The organism is Pseudomonas sp. ES3-33 (assembly GCF_000952175.1).
Lineage (GTDB): Bacteria > Pseudomonadota > Gammaproteobacteria > Pseudomonadales > Pseudomonadaceae > Aquipseudomonas > Aquipseudomonas gregormendelii.
The window spans coordinates 25,452-38,756 of the sequence record NZ_JZRI01000054.1; the positions used below are offsets into that span (position 1 = coordinate 25,452).

Annotated in this window: 10 protein-coding genes and 2 pseudogenes; 7 read left to right on the top strand and 5 right to left on the bottom strand. The window is 59.9% G+C overall.

Annotated elements, in window-relative coordinates:
• Positions 1–2 precede the first annotated feature (2 nt).
• Positions 3–2,630 carry a DNA ligase D gene (gene ligD / locus UB23_RS09095; RefSeq protein ID WP_045059019.1) on the top strand — a complete coding sequence of 876 codons (2,628 nt, stop codon included), beginning with the start codon at positions 3–5 and terminating at the stop codon, positions 2,628–2,630.
• 60 nt (positions 2,631–2,690) lie between these two features.
• Here ligD and UB23_RS09100 read toward each other — a convergent pair whose 3' ends face one another.
• The 3 genes from UB23_RS09100 to potE all read right to left on the bottom strand — a co-directional run bounded on the left by UB23_RS09100 (position 2,691) and on the right by potE (position 6,875).
• Entirely contained in the window at positions 2,691–3,092 is a 402-nt protein-coding gene (locus UB23_RS09100; RefSeq protein WP_045059020.1) for a hypothetical protein, read from the bottom strand.
• A gap of 91 nt (positions 3,093–3,183) precedes the next feature.
• The gene (locus tag UB23_RS09105) at positions 3,184–5,469 is read right to left on the bottom strand and encodes an Orn/Lys/Arg decarboxylase N-terminal domain-containing protein (protein WP_045059021.1); all 2,286 of its coding nucleotides are present in this window, start codon (positions 5,467–5,469) and stop codon (positions 3,184–3,186) included.
• Positions 5,466–6,875, bottom strand: coding sequence for a putrescine-ornithine antiporter (potE, locus tag UB23_RS09110; protein WP_045059022.1), 1,410 nt, complete (start codon positions 6,873–6,875; stop codon positions 5,466–5,468). Before potE ends, UB23_RS09105 begins: the two co-directional genes overlap by 4 nt.
• Before the next feature lie 181 nt (positions 6,876–7,056).
• Here potE and UB23_RS09115 point away from each other — a divergent pair, with 181 nt between their 5' ends.
• Positions 7,057–7,386 carry a hypothetical protein gene (locus UB23_RS09115; RefSeq protein ID WP_045059023.1) on the top strand — a complete coding sequence of 110 codons (330 nt, stop codon included), beginning with the start codon at positions 7,057–7,059 and terminating at the stop codon, positions 7,384–7,386.
• Positions 7,387–7,629: 243 nt separating this feature from the next.
• Positions 7,630–8,283 (top strand): peroxiredoxin, encoded by a 654-nt coding sequence (locus tag UB23_RS09120; protein ID WP_045059024.1) that lies wholly within the window; start codon positions 7,630–7,632, stop codon positions 8,281–8,283.
• 1 nt (position 8,284) lies between these two features.
• On the opposite strand, the pseudogene UB23_RS29235 reads toward UB23_RS09120, so the two are convergent.
• Positions 8,285–8,371: pseudogene (locus UB23_RS29235) on the bottom strand (cytochrome C); the annotation flags it as partial.
• A gap of 201 nt (positions 8,372–8,572) precedes the next feature.
• On the opposite strand from UB23_RS29235, the gene UB23_RS09130 reads away from it, so the two are divergent.
• Positions 8,573–8,794, top strand: a complete 222-nt coding sequence (locus UB23_RS09130; protein ID WP_045059026.1) for a hypothetical protein — start codon at positions 8,573–8,575, stop codon at positions 8,792–8,794.
• On the opposite strand, the gene UB23_RS09135 is transcribed toward UB23_RS09130, so the two are convergent.
• Positions 8,791–9,690 (bottom strand): LysR family transcriptional regulator, encoded by a 900-nt coding sequence (locus UB23_RS09135; protein ID WP_045059027.1) that lies wholly within the window; start codon positions 9,688–9,690, stop codon positions 8,791–8,793. The two genes, UB23_RS09130 and UB23_RS09135, sit on opposite strands and share 4 nt — an antisense overlap.
• Before the next feature lie 148 nt (positions 9,691–9,838).
• On the opposite strand from UB23_RS09135, the gene UB23_RS09140 reads away from it, so the two are divergent.
• From UB23_RS09140 to UB23_RS09150, 3 genes and pseudogenes are all read left to right on the top strand, one after another.
• Positions 9,839–11,140 carry an NAD(P)/FAD-dependent oxidoreductase gene (locus UB23_RS09140; protein ID WP_045059028.1) on the top strand — a complete coding sequence of 434 codons (1,302 nt, stop codon included), beginning with the start codon at positions 9,839–9,841 and terminating at the stop codon, positions 11,138–11,140.
• Between the two features lie 52 nt (positions 11,141–11,192).
• Positions 11,193–12,281, top strand: a complete 1,089-nt coding sequence (locus tag UB23_RS09145) for a polyamine ABC transporter substrate-binding protein (RefSeq protein WP_045059029.1) — start codon at positions 11,193–11,195, stop codon at positions 12,279–12,281.
• Between the two features lie 207 nt (positions 12,282–12,488).
• Positions 12,489–13,303: pseudogene (locus UB23_RS09150) on the top strand (tripartite tricarboxylate transporter permease); the annotation flags it as partial.
• Between the last annotated feature and the right edge of the window lie 2 nt (positions 13,304–13,305).

Here is a 13,305-nt window from a genome sequence, read left to right on the forward strand (position 1 = left end):
CCATGACCCGGAACCTCGACGATTACAACCGCATGCGCGACTTTTCCGCGACTTCCGAGCCGGCGGCGAAACGACCAGGCAAGAAAAAGTCCAAAGACCATGCCTTGCAGTTCTGCATCCAGAAGCATGACGCTTCGCGCCTGCACTATGATTTCCGCCTGGAGCTCGACGGAGCCCTGAAGAGCTGGGCGGTTCCCAAGGGGCCGTCCCTGGATCCCAAGGTCAAGCGCCTGGCGGTGCATGTCGAGGATCACCCGATCGATTACGCGACCTTTGAGGGCAGTATTCCCGAGGGACATTACGGGGCCGGTGATGTGATCGTCTGGGATCGCGGGGTGTGGATACCCCAGGAGGATCCGGCCCAAGCCTACGCCAAGGGCAAGCTCAAGTTCGAACTGCAGGGCGAGAAGCTCAGCGGGTTGTGGAACCTGGTGCGCACGCACATGCCGGGTAAACAGGAGCAGTGGTTCCTGATCAAGCATCAGGACAGCGCGGCCAAGCCCGAGAGCGATTACGACGTGGTCGTCGCCGTGCCCGACAGCGTGCTCAGCGACCGCACCATCCTGCCGAAAAAGGCCAAGGCCGCCGCCAAACCCAAGCCCGTCAAAAAGCCCGCATCCAAGGTCGCCCCTGAAGGCCGCTCGGCCAAGCTTACCGGCGCTCACAAGGCCAAGCTCCCGGAGCTGATCAAGCCGGAACTGGCGACCCTGGTCGAAAAAGCCCCGGATGGCGAATGGAGCTATGAGATCAAGTTCGACGGCTATCGAATCATGGCGCGTATCGACCATGGCCAGGTCAAGCTCTTCACCCGCAACGGCCATGACTGGACACACAAACTGCCGGCGCAAGCCAAGGCGCTGACCGACCTGGACCTCGAGTCGGCCTGGCTCGACGGTGAGATGGTGGTAGCCAACGAGCAGGGAGTTCCAGATTTTCAGGCCCTGCAAAATGCCTTCGAAGAGGGCAGCAGTGGCAACATCCTTTACTACCTGTTCGACATGCCATACCTCAACGGCGTCGACCTGCGTGAAGTGCCGGTGGAAGAACGTCGGGTGGCACTGGCGACGGTCCTCAGAACTCACGAAGATCCCTTGCTGCGGTTTTCTGACTCATTCGGCGAAGCGCCGGATGCCTTGCTCACCAGCGCCTGCCAGATGCAGATGGAAGGCCTGATCGGCAAGCGCCTGGGCTCCCCTTATGTGTCGCGGCGCAGTGGCGACTGGATCAAGCTCAAGTGTAAGCATCGGCAGGAATTCGTGGTGGTGGGTTACACCGATCCCAAGGGTTCGCGCAGTGCCTTCGGCGCGTTGTTGCTGGGCTTGCATGATCGCGACAGCGGCAAATTGCGCTACGCCGGTAAGGTGGGCACCGGGTTCAACGAAACGACACTGAAGAGCATTTACGCGCAATTGCTGCCGTTGAAGGCGAAGAAACCCTCGGTCGCCAACCCGCCCTCGGGGTTCGATGCCAAGGGTGTGCATTGGCTCAAGCCGGTGTTGCTGGCGGAAATTGCCTTTGCCGAAATGACCAAGGACGGCTCCGTGCGCCACGCGGTGTTCCATGGCTTGCGTGACGACAAGCCGGCCAAAGACATCACTGAGGAGCGCCCAGCCGTGGTGAAAAAAAGCGCTGCATCGGCGCCTGCTGCCAGGAAGTCTGCTACCAGGAACCCTCCAACCAAAAAGCCTGCCGGCAAAAAAGCCGCCGCAGAGCAAGCCAGCCCGGCGCCATCCCAGGCGGGACTTGCTGCGGGCAAGGTGCGCATTACTCATCCGGGCCGGGTGATCGATGCCAGCAGTGGCACCACCAAGATGCAACTGGCCGAGTATTACGCCCGAGTCGCCGAATTCATCCTGCCCGAACTGAAGGATCGCCCGGTCGCCCTGGTGCGCGCCCCGGATGGCATCGCCGGCGAACTGTTCTTCCAGAAAAACGCCGAGCGCCTGGCGATCCCGGGCATTACTACCTTGGACAAGGACCTTACCGGGCAGCCGGTGATGATGATCAACAACGCCGAAGCGCTGATCGGTGCCGTGCAGATGAGCACGGTGGAACTGCATACCTGGAATGCCACGTCCGATAAGCTGGACAGGCCTGACCGATTCATCCTCGACCTCGACCCTGACCCGGCGCTGCCTTGGAAAAGCATGGTCGAGGCGACTCAGCTGACCCTTTCGGTGCTGGATGAACTGGGGCTTAAGGCGTTCCTAAAGACCAGCGGTGGCAAAGGTATTCATGTGGTGGTGCCGCTGACCCGCAAGCTTGGCTGGGATGAGGTGAAAGAATTCAGTCACGCGATTGTCAGCCACATGGCGAAACTGCTGCCAGAACGGTTTTCCGCCGTGTCCGGGCCGAAAAACCGCGTCGGGCGGATATTCATCGACTATCTGCGCAACGGCCTTGGCGCCACGACGATCTGCGCCTACGCGGTGCGCACCCGTGAAGGGCTGCCGGTGTCAGTGCCGATTTTCAGGGAGGAGGTAGGAGAGCTGAAGGGCGGTAATCAATGGAATGTGCACAACGTGCATGAACGCCTTGCCGAGGTCGGCCATGAGCCCTGGGCAAACCTGAAAAAAACCCGCCAGACCATCACCGCCGATATGCGCCGTCGCGTTGGAATGAAAAAGTAGGCCTCACAACGGGTTAATTGCGGGCTTCAAAGTTTGCTGGATTTGCCCCTGATCTACGTTTCACGCATCTCTGAGCAGGTCATTGGCATTGAGCAATTCATAAGCCACTTCAGGATGCTTCTCCAACCCGCGCCGAATCGCCGCCGGGATCGATGCGCGGGTCTTGCGGCACAAGCCGGGCAGTTCGGCGATCGAAATGGCGATGCCGCGCATGGTCCGGACTTCGTTGAAGCCTGGCGCAATGTCAACGCGGATGCCCAGTTGTTCGTGCATGCGGCGTTGCAAGCGCTCCAGGTCACCAAGGCTCTGGAGGTTCTCCAGACGCTCGAGCAGACGTTTTTCTTCCGCACGGGTCAGCAGCAGGATGCGCACGTCAGCGCCCGGGGTTTCCAACAGCGGATCGCGCCCGCAATCGCAGGCGCCGGGAGGGCAGGGTTGGCGGAACGCAGGCATGTTGGTCATGGTGGTCAATCATAGCAGCCGAATCGGCTGCCGAAACTACCTTCAACCCACCACTACACCGAGCACACCCGCCGCCCCACAAACGCTTACTTCACTTCAACACCAACAACCGCGATACGCCGTCCTCGGTTTCAATGCCGTGCGTATCATGGGTAAAGCCCGGGAAGGACTTGTCGAAGTTCTCCAGCGCCTTCAGATATGCCAGCAATGGCCCATCCGCAGGTCCTGCGTTCTCGCCCGGCATCAACAACGGAATACCCGGTGGATAAGGCACGATCCCGGTCGCGACAACGCGCCCGGCAGCTTCTTCCAGAGTCACCAGTTCGACTTCGTTCCTCACCAGCTTCTCATAGGCTTCCACCGGGCTGAACTCGGCTTGCGGCAGCATGCCGAAGGCCTGGGCCATGGTGGAAGTGGTCTTGTTCTCCTTCATCGCGGCGAAAATCTCGTCGCCCAGGTTTTTCAGGCCCATGCCGGCATAGCGCTGCTGGTTCGCGGCCAACAAGTCCGGCAGGCACAGTTCAAGCTCCACGTTCTCGTCATAGTCACGCTTGAAGTCGAGCAAGGCGTTGACCAGCGTGCCCCATTTGCCTTTGGTGATGCCGATGGAGAACAGGAACAGGATGGTGAAGTCAGTGGTTTTTTCCACCACGATGCCCTGGCGACCGAGGTACGCCGTGAGCACGCAAGCGGGAATACCGGATTCCAGCAAATTGCCGTCGTCGCCCATGCCCGGGCTCAGCACCGACACCTTGATGGGGTCAAGCATGCAGTAGCCGTCTTCGATGTCGCCAAAGCCGTGCCACACCTCGTTCGGGTGCAGGACCCAGCAGTTCGGCTCGCTTTTGAGCAGTACCGGGTCGACTTCGTGGAACGGCACCGCCGCCGCGCCGACTTGCACGGTCGGTGGCTGCCAGCAGGTGAAGAACCACTGGTCATCGCTGGCCATCTCATGGTGCATGCGCGAGATGACCTGGCGGAAGCTGATCGCTTCTTCGATGGATTCAGTGGTGAGGATTTGCCCGCTGGGCGCTTCCATCATCGCCGAGCTGACGTCGCATGAGGCCATGATCGCGTAGTTCGGCGAGGTTGAGGCGTGCATCATGTACGATTCGTTGAAGCGTGCATGGGGGATCGGATTACGGCCGTTACGCACGTGAATCATCGACGCCTGGGACAGTGCGGCCAGCAGTTTGTGGGTCGATTGGGTGGCGAACACGGTTGGCCGGGACTCGTCGTGATCCTCAGGGGCGCCATGCATGGCGAAGCGTTCGCGGTACAGCGGGTTGAACCGCGCATAGCCGTACCAGGCCTCGTCGAAATGCAGACGATCGACGCTTTCCCCCAGCAATTTCTCGACTCGGGTGACGTTGTAGGTCAGGCCATCGTAGGTAGAGTTGGTGATGATGGCGTGGACCGGCGTCGAATCGATGCCTTCCTTGACCAACGGGTTGTTGGCAATGGCGGCCTTGACGCCCTCGGCGCTCAAAGTCTGCGGCAGGATCGGGCCGATGATGCCGTAGCGATTGCGGGTCGGCACCAGGTAGGTCGGAATGGCCCCCGACAGCGTCATCGCGTGTTCAGCCGACTTGTGGCAATTGCGGTCGCACAGGGCGATCTGATCGCGCGTGACGCTGGCCATGAGGATGACGCGGTTGGACATCGAGGAGCCGTTGGTCACGTAATAGGTGCGGTGCGCGCCGAACACCTTGGCCGCGTAACGCTCGCCCTGGCCGATCGGGCCGCTGTGATCGAGTAGCGAACCGAGCTCGCCGACCGAGATAGACAGGTCGGAGCGCAACAGGTTTTCCCCGAAGAACTCGTAGAACGCGCGTCCGGCAGTGCTTTTCAGGAAGGCGGTGCCACCGGCATGGCCAGGGGTGTGCCAAGAGTATTCGTAGGAGCGGGAGAACTTCACCAGCGCGCCGAACATTGGCGGTAGAGCGGCCTGCCGATAGCGCTCGATGGCTGCCATGATGCGGCCGCTGAGGAAGCGACTGGTGTCTTCCGGTAGCCAGATGAAGTCATCGGCGTGCTGCATCACCACCAGCGGAATGTTCGACGCGGTGCTGCGGTCGCTGATCAGGAATACCGGCACCCGAGTGTTGCGTTCGCGCAGGGTGGTCAGCAGCTTGATGCATTCCTGATGGCCTTCACTCTCGTCCATTTCCCAGCTCAGCAATACGCACTGGATGGCCGAGTCCGAGCGCAGGATCGACGTCGCGTCGCTCAGGCTTTCCGACATCAACACGCTGATGGAGCGTTCTTCCACGTCGTGGATCAGTTGGTCCAGGGCGCGACCGAAAACGGTACGTTTGTCCGGGGGAGTGCCCACCACCAGCGCGAGCATGCCCAGCGAGTGTTTATATTCCGTCATGATCTAACCTCCAAAGGCACAGTATTCAAATGATTCACCGGCACCGGTTCGCCCGTGATGTGCTGGGCGCTGACCGTCTGCGTCGGTACGCTGTTGTTGTGCGCTTCAAGCGCAATCAAGCGGTTGTTGACGAAGCTGAACAGGGTGTAGCCGAAGATCGTCGCCACACCGCCGAGCATCAGCGCCTGCTCGCCTGAACTGTACAGCGCCAGGTAACTGTAGGCCGTGGCGACCCAGGCAATGATGTTGGTAGCCAGTGCCTTGCCTGCCGGTACGTTGGAGACCTTCTGGATCGTCATGAGGGCCGCCATCGACAGGATGTACGGGATCAGGTTGGTGACCACTGCCAGGTTGACCAGGATGTCGAACTGCTTGCTCAGATCCGGACTGATGGTCAGGAAGCCGATTGCAGTCTGGATCGCCAGCAGGATCAACATGCCGACAATCGGCGTACCGGCCTTGGTGGCCTTGGCGAAGATCGGCAGGAAGTAACCGGTATCCGCCGAGCTCTTGAACACTTGGGCAATGGTGAACTGCCAGCCCAGTAACGAGCCAATGCAGGCCAGGATCATCGCCGCCATGACGATGTTACCGACCATCGGATTGAACATCTTGGCGAACACCAGCCCGAACGGCGCGGTGGAGGAGGCCAGCTCCGGATTGCCGACGATGCCGGCGATCACGTTGGTGGAGACGATGTAGATCACCGCTGCGCCCAAGGTGCCGCCGAGTACGGCGATCGGTACGTTCTTCTCCGGGTTTTCCACGGCGTCGGTGTTGGCGCACGCCGATTCCAGGCCCAGGAAAGCCCACAACGTGATTGCGACCGAAGCCCCCGCTGCTTCCAGATAGCCCATGTTGTGCGGGTTCCATCCCGCCGCGTAGACGCTGCTGTCGAACCAGAACCAGCCGACGGTGGAAACCAGGACCACAGGTGCGATCACGCCCCAGACGGTGATCGAACCGATTTTGCCAGTAATCCGCGCGCCGCCGAAGTTGGCGAACGTGGTGATCCACAGCAACGCAATGGTCGCCAGGCCTACTTGCAGCGAATCGAGTTTGACGTCGAACAGCGTCTGTATATAGCCGACCGCCGTAATGCTGATCGCTACGTTGGCAATCAACAGCGACACGCCGTAGGTGTAGTTGGTCAGGTAGTTGCCGGCCTTGCCGAAGGTGTATTCAGCGTAGCCACCCATGCCGCCCGTCTTGCGGCTGAGCATTCCGCAGCGCGCGAAGGCATAAGCCAGCGCGAGGGAACCGGTGGCTGTGATCAGCCAGGAAAGAATGGAAATTCCGCCGACTTCGGCGAGTTTGGTTGGCAACAATATGATGCCGGACCCCAACATGTTGACGGCTGTCAACATTGTCAGTTGCCCTACCGTCATTTTCTTTGCGACTGACATTCCGTTGCCTCACTTTAGAACATTGGAGTGTTAGCTATAGCTAACAAAATGGATGTTGCAAGAAATGTCTTGGATTTATCAAGAACTATTCTCATGTAGGCGTAAGGCATTTTACTGGCCCCGAACGTTGCGGGTTTTGATCAGAATCAATTTAATTTCAAATTGTTAGGATCGAATCTACATGCGCAGTGTGATGATCGCGTTAATGTCGTGCGGGCTGGCCAGTGTGGCGACGATGACCGAAGCCAGGGAACTGAAGACGAATGATCGTTACATGTGCAGTTGGGGCGCGGGGACGGCCGCTAAAGCCCAGGAGTTGAAGCTGGCGGGAGTGTCGCTGTACGCAGCGCGGCAGAAGCTGCAGACCTACAAATTCACCAAACCGTGGATGCGCATGATGGCCATGGGCATCACCGAACAGACCTACGACAGCCCCTCGCGGATCAAGCCGGCGGCCATTCGCCAAGGCTTTTATGAGGATTGTGTCCGATACAAGCTGGCACGTCGGTAAACACTCTGGAATCCCATGGGTTCCCCGTAGGAGCTGCCGCAGGCTGCGATCTTTTGATCCTGGAAAATCAAAAGATCGCAGCCTCGTTTCACTCGGCAGCTCCTACAGGGTCAGGGTTGTGCACGGGATTTGTGCAGCACATCAGACTCTACGGGTTCTCCATTCCCGGACCTCTATCCTCAACCGTCTCCTATACTGACCCGTCCAGCAGTTTCCCAACCCTTCACCGCGAGGAGAACGCACATGACCATTCGTATTGGCGACGAAGCACCGGATTTCACCGTCGAGAGCACCGAGGGCACGCTGCATTTCCATGAATGGATTGGCGATCAGTGGGCCATCCTGTTTTCCCACCCCAAGGACTTCACCCCGGTGTGCACCACTGAACTTGGCTACATGGCCGGCCTCAAGCCCGAGTTCGACAAGCGCAACACCAAGATCGTCGGGCTCAGCGTTGACCCGGTGGGTAACCATCAAAGCTGGGCCAAGGACATCGAGGAAACCCAGGGCCACGCGGTGAATTACCCCATGATCGGCGACGAGAACCTGGTGGTGGCCAAGCTCTACGACATGATCCACCCCAATGCCAGTGGCGGCGCGCGCACGGCCGTGGACAACGCCACCGTGCGCTCGGTGTTCATCATCGGCCCGGACAAGAAGATCAAGGCCATGCTGATCTACCCAATGAGCGCCGGGCGCAACTTCGATGAAGTGCTGCGACTGCTCGATGCCATCCAGCTCAATGCCAAACACACCGTGGCCACCCCGGTGAACTGGCGCCCGGGCGAGGACGTGATCATCCCGACTTCGGTTTCCGATGAAGACGCGAAGAAGAAGTACCCGGACGGTTTTAAAACGGTAAAACCCTATTTGCGCACAGTCGCGCAACCGAAATAGCTCAGTTGCCCATCCCGTCTTCAATCGCGATGCCTTGTGCCCGCATCGCCTTGATCAGCTCGGCGCGGGTGCCGGGAAGACTGAGCAAGCGTTGGCGCTGTTGACCGGTGCACTGAGCCTGTTCGTCTGATCGCCTGATTCCCCCTGAAAACTGTCCACGCGGCCCTGCAAAGGGCGCGCGGATCAGCATCTGCCACTAACAATAATGAGGTTAATCGCCGTATGTCGGCACCCGGGAACCGCTATCTGCACCAGACGCCCAACCAGAAACAACCGTTGGAGTCTGGCCATGAACGACGATCGAAAGCAGCAAGCAATGGCGGCCTGGTACCAACTGCTCAAGGAGCCGTTGATTCGCATGGATTGTGAAGAGCAGTACGATGAGCTCCTCAAGGCCGCTGACGAGATGGAACGTACCGGTCTGATCAACAGCTATGAATGGCGTCAGCTGGTGCGCGAGGCCGGTGTGGCGTTTGCCCAGGCGACCGAGGGCATCGGTAACGGCACCTAGCTTTCGGGGTTCGCGATTTCCCCCTCGGCCTGCTGGGCAAACCACTCAAGGATCAGCCCACAGGCCGGATGCGTGCTCGCTGAGGGTTGCAGGATCAGCGCATACACGCCCGTTGTCTTCAGCGCCTTGCCGAAGGGAATCACCAACACGCCTCGATCTACCGACTCGCCCGCCAGGGTCAGGTCTGTCATCGCCACACCCAGCCCGCGTGCAGCCGCATCCAGTGCCAGTTCATCCAGGTTGAAAGGAATGTGCCGGTAGCGCTCCAGCGGTCCACCGCCGTTGGCTGCCAACCATTTTATCCAGTCATGCCGGTCCGAGGAGCGATGCAGCAGGGTGCAATGCACCAGGTCTTCAACTGCTCGCAGCGGGTCAGCCAGCCCCGGCGCGCAGACGGGCACTAGCGCTTCCTCGAACAGCGTCATGGACTGCGGATCATTCGAGGGTTGCGCCAGATAGAGGATGTAGGCGTCGCTGTCGACGGCTGGCTCCACCACTTCAGTTGCCACAGTCTCGATCGACAGCAAAACCTCGGGATGAGATCGGTAGAACTCGCTCAGCCTGGGCAGCAGCCAGCGCACCGCCAGGGATACGTGCATGCGGATGCGAAACGGACGCTCCCTGGGGGCCAGCCGTTCCTCCAGGGCTTTGAGTTGCTCAAGGATGCTGCGGGCACTGGTTAGCACCTGCTCGCCCTGGGGCGTGAGACTCAGGCTGCGACTGGTGCGCACGAACAACGCCACACCGAAGTGACTCTCCAGCTGCTGAATTTGCCGACTCACAGCGCTTTGAGTCAGGCACAGCCTTGATGCGGCCTGCGTAAAGCTGCCCGAGTCGGCGACTTCCACCAGCGCCTGCATTGCTTGCAGCGACGGCACGTGACGAAGCTTATCCATGCGTTTTCCGAATACTTCGATGATTTTATAACGTTGGTTTTATCACCGATTGCACTCTAAATTCCAGTCAAGGCCGAGGTTTCTCATGCGTTCAGCGCATGGGAAAGGGCAATGCCCACGGCGGGACAACAGTGGATCGAGGTGATGCATGACCAATGAATGTGGCTGGATTGCGCAGGCGGGCAGCTCGCCCGTGCGCGGTTCCCTGAAGGGTACCGAGAAGGCTGACTGGCTGATTATCGGGGCTGGGATTACCGGGTTGAACGCCGCCCACACCCTCGCGCAGATGCACCCTCAGGCCCGCATCGTGATCGTTGATCGCCAGCGTGCGGCGCAAGGCGCTTCGGCGCGCAACTCAGGGTTTGCCGTGGCCCACGAACATCCGGGCACCGATGAGTTGTTGGGTAGCAAGGGTTTTGCCAATTATCAGGTGGACACCGAGATCTCCCGGGTTGCAAGCCTCGAAGTGCGCCAGCGTATCGCCCGGCATGGCATCGAATGCGATTTTCGCGACGATGGTTACTTTTTTGCGGTGAGCGATCCCGGCAAATTGACCCAGGTCGAGGACAAGCTGCAAACCCTGCGCGCGGTGGGTGCTTCGGCGCATTTTCTACAAGGCGAGGCGCTGTATCACAAGCTGGGCACCCGGCATTACCAGGCGGCTATCTGGTGCGGCAATGGCAACGCGTTGTTGCAGCCGGCGAAGTACGTCAAGGGCTTGCTGGATGCATTGCCCGCCAGCGTCACCCTCTACGAAAACACCGACATCACCGGTCTGGAGCGCCTGAGTCAGGGGCGCGTGCGCGCCAATGGCGTTGCCGGCCGAATTGAAGCGCAGCAGGTGCTGGTATGCCTGAATGCATTCATCTCGCGTTCGGGCATCGACGACAGCGCAACGTTTGCGATGGAGCTCAGCGCGAGCCTCACCCGGCAGCTGACTGACGCCGAGTACCAGGCAATCGGCGCGGTCGAGCCCTGGGGCGTGCTGTCCACCCGCCCGCTGGGCGCCACCGTGCGCTTGACCCCGGACCGCCGGGTGATGATCCGCAACACGGCGGAATACCGGTCGCGGGATTTGTCCGCCAGCGAGCTGCGAGTGCGCCGTGAACATCATGTGCTGGGTTTGCAGCGGCGTTTCCCATTCCTCGGCGCGCAGGACATCCAGTACACCTGGACCGGACATTTGAGCGCATCGCGCAGCGGCCAGCCTTACTTCGCCAAGGTCGAGGAGGGGGTTTATGCGGTGGCCGGCTGCAATGGTTCCGGCGTGGCACGCGGCACTTTGTGGGGGCGGTTGCTGGCTGAAATGTCCTCTGGCGTCGATTCGCCAGTCCTGCAATCGGTGATGCGCCGAGCCCAACCCGGCTGGCTGCCACCCAAACCGTTGCTGGATATCGGTGCCATGCTGCGCATGCGTGTGGAGTCAGTCAGGGCCAGAACTGAAATCTAGAACATCCGTCGATCAACCAAGAACAACAACTCAGCACACACGGTGACAGAAAATGCGCATCTACAACCTTACCCTGATGGTCATGCTCGCCTCGTTCCCGGCAGCCAGTTACGCGGATGAAGTGGTCAATATCTCCAACTGGAACGGCTACATCGCCGATGACACCCTGACTACTTTTACCAAGGAAACCGGGATCAAGGCCACCTACGACATTCATGACAGCAACGAGGTGCTGGAATCCAAGCTGATGACCGGCAACACAGGGTATGACGTGGTCAGCCCTTCAAACCATTTTCTCTCGCGCCTGATCAAGGCCGGCGCCGTGCAGAAGCTCGACAAGAGCCAGCTGCCGAACTGGAAAAACCTCGACCCGGTATTGCTGCACAAGCTTGAGGTCAACGACCCGGGCAACCAGTATGGCTACCCCTATATGTGGGGCACGGCAGGCATTGGCTACAACGTCGAGAAGATCAAGGCGATCTTTGGCAACACCGATATTACCCGTTCCTGGAAATTGTTCTTTGACGAAGAGAACATCAAGAAGCTCAGCCAGTGCGGCGTGGCGATCATCGATAACCCCACGCAGATCCTGCCGATCACCCTCAACTACCTGGGCCTGCCGCCCCACAGCCACGAGCCGGCGGACTACAAGAAGGCCGAGCAGGCGTTGCTGAAAATCCGCCCGTATGTGCAGTACTTCCATGCCTCCAAGTACATCAGCGACCTGGCCAACGGCAATGTCTGCGCAGTGATCGGCTTCAACGGCGACGTGGTGCAGGCGGCGGCCAGTGCGAAGGAAGCCAACAATGGCATCAACATCGCCTATTCGATTCCTGATGAGGGCTCGACCCTGTGGTTTGACATGGTGGTGATGCCCAAGAGCGCACCGCACGAGAAGAACGGCTACGCCTACATGAACTACCTGCTTGAGCCGCAGGTGATTGCCAATATCACCAACAGCATCCACTACGCCAACCCCAATCTGGCGGCGGATCAATATGTGGTGCCGGCGGTGAAGCAGGACCTGGCGATCTATCCGCCAAAGACGGTGCTGGAGAAGCTGTTCACGGTCGAGGAGTTGCCAGCGGCGATTGCGCGGTTGAGTACGCGCTTGTGGACTCGATTGAAGACCAATACCTGAGGTTTCGATAGCCTGATCCCCTCCGCACGGGTCTGGCAGAGATCACTGTGGGAGCAAAGCTTGCTCGCGATAGCGGCATGACATCCACCAACGATGTCGCCTGATACGCCCTCATCGCGAGCAGGCTCACTCCTGCAGGGGTCGCCATACCGTCACACCGCACCTGTACTACGCTGTGTGAAATCGCAGGCTTATAAAAACAACTCGGGCCGACATCGCCTGACTTCGCTGTGGATGACCCGCTCGGACTGGAAACGCTCGGTGCCCGCCTGGCTGCGCGGAACCCTGATCGGCTTTCCGTTTGGCTCGATTCCGGCTGGCGGTGCGCAGATCCCGACTTTCCTGTCCTATTCCACGGAACGCAAACTGAGCAAATAGCCCAAGGAGTTCTCGGCGAACAAAGGCGAGGGCGCCATTGAGGGCGTCGCCGGCCCCGAAGCGGCGAACAACGCCAGCGCCACCGGCTCGCTGGTGCCGCTGCTGACCCTGGGCATCCCCACTTCAGCCACTGCGGCGATACTGCTGGCAGCGTTCCAGAACTACAACCTGCAGCCGGGGCCGATGCTCTTTGAACCTCTGCGGACCTTGTCTGGACGCTGGTGGCTTCGCTGTACATCGGCAACGTGATTCTGCTGGTGTTGAACCTGCCGTTGGTGGGCCTGTGGGTCAAGCTGTTGCAGATCCCCAGGCCCTACCTCAATGCCGGCATCCTGGTGTTTGCCACGATCGGCGTGTACGGCGTGCGCCATTCCTCGTTCGATCTGCTGTTGATGCTCGGGATCGGTTGGGGCGGGGTGTTGATGCGGCGATTCGATTTCCCTGTGGCCCCGGTGATCGTCGGCATGCTGCTGGGGCCCATGGCGGAAAAACAGCTGCGCAACGCCTTGTCGATCAGCGAGGGCGAGTGGCTTATCTTCGTCACGCAACCGATATCGGCTGCGTTCCTGGCGTTGACGCTGCTGGTGCTGGTGGTCCCGCCGCTGCTGCATGCCCGTGGCATCAAGCTGCATGAGGACGACTGAGC

Coding starts and splice junctions, on each gene's coding strand:
- UB23_RS09100 (WP_045059020.1), bottom strand. CDS start 3,092: ATGACCAACATGCCTGCGTTCCGCCAACCCTGCCCTCCCGGCGCCTGC.
- ligD (WP_045059019.1), top strand. CDS start 3: ATGACCCGGAACCTCGACGATTACAACCGCATGCGCGACTTTTCCGCG.
- UB23_RS09130 (WP_045059026.1), top strand. CDS start 8,573: ATGAACGACGATCGAAAGCAGCAAGCAATGGCGGCCTGGTACCAACTG.
- UB23_RS09145 (WP_045059029.1), top strand. CDS start 11,193: ATGCGCATCTACAACCTTACCCTGATGGTCATGCTCGCCTCGTTCCCG.
- UB23_RS09105 (WP_045059021.1), bottom strand. CDS start 5,469: ATGACGGAATATAAACACTCGCTGGGCATGCTCGCGCTGGTGGTGGGC.
- UB23_RS09140 (WP_045059028.1), top strand. CDS start 9,839: ATGACCAATGAATGTGGCTGGATTGCGCAGGCGGGCAGCTCGCCCGTG.
- potE (WP_045059022.1), bottom strand. CDS start 6,875: ATGTCAGTCGCAAAGAAAATGACGGTAGGGCAACTGACAATGTTGACA.
- UB23_RS09115 (WP_045059023.1), top strand. CDS start 7,057: ATGCGCAGTGTGATGATCGCGTTAATGTCGTGCGGGCTGGCCAGTGTG.
- UB23_RS09120 (WP_045059024.1), top strand. CDS start 7,630: ATGACCATTCGTATTGGCGACGAAGCACCGGATTTCACCGTCGAGAGC.
- UB23_RS09135 (WP_045059027.1), bottom strand. CDS start 9,690: ATGGATAAGCTTCGTCACGTGCCGTCGCTGCAAGCAATGCAGGCGCTG.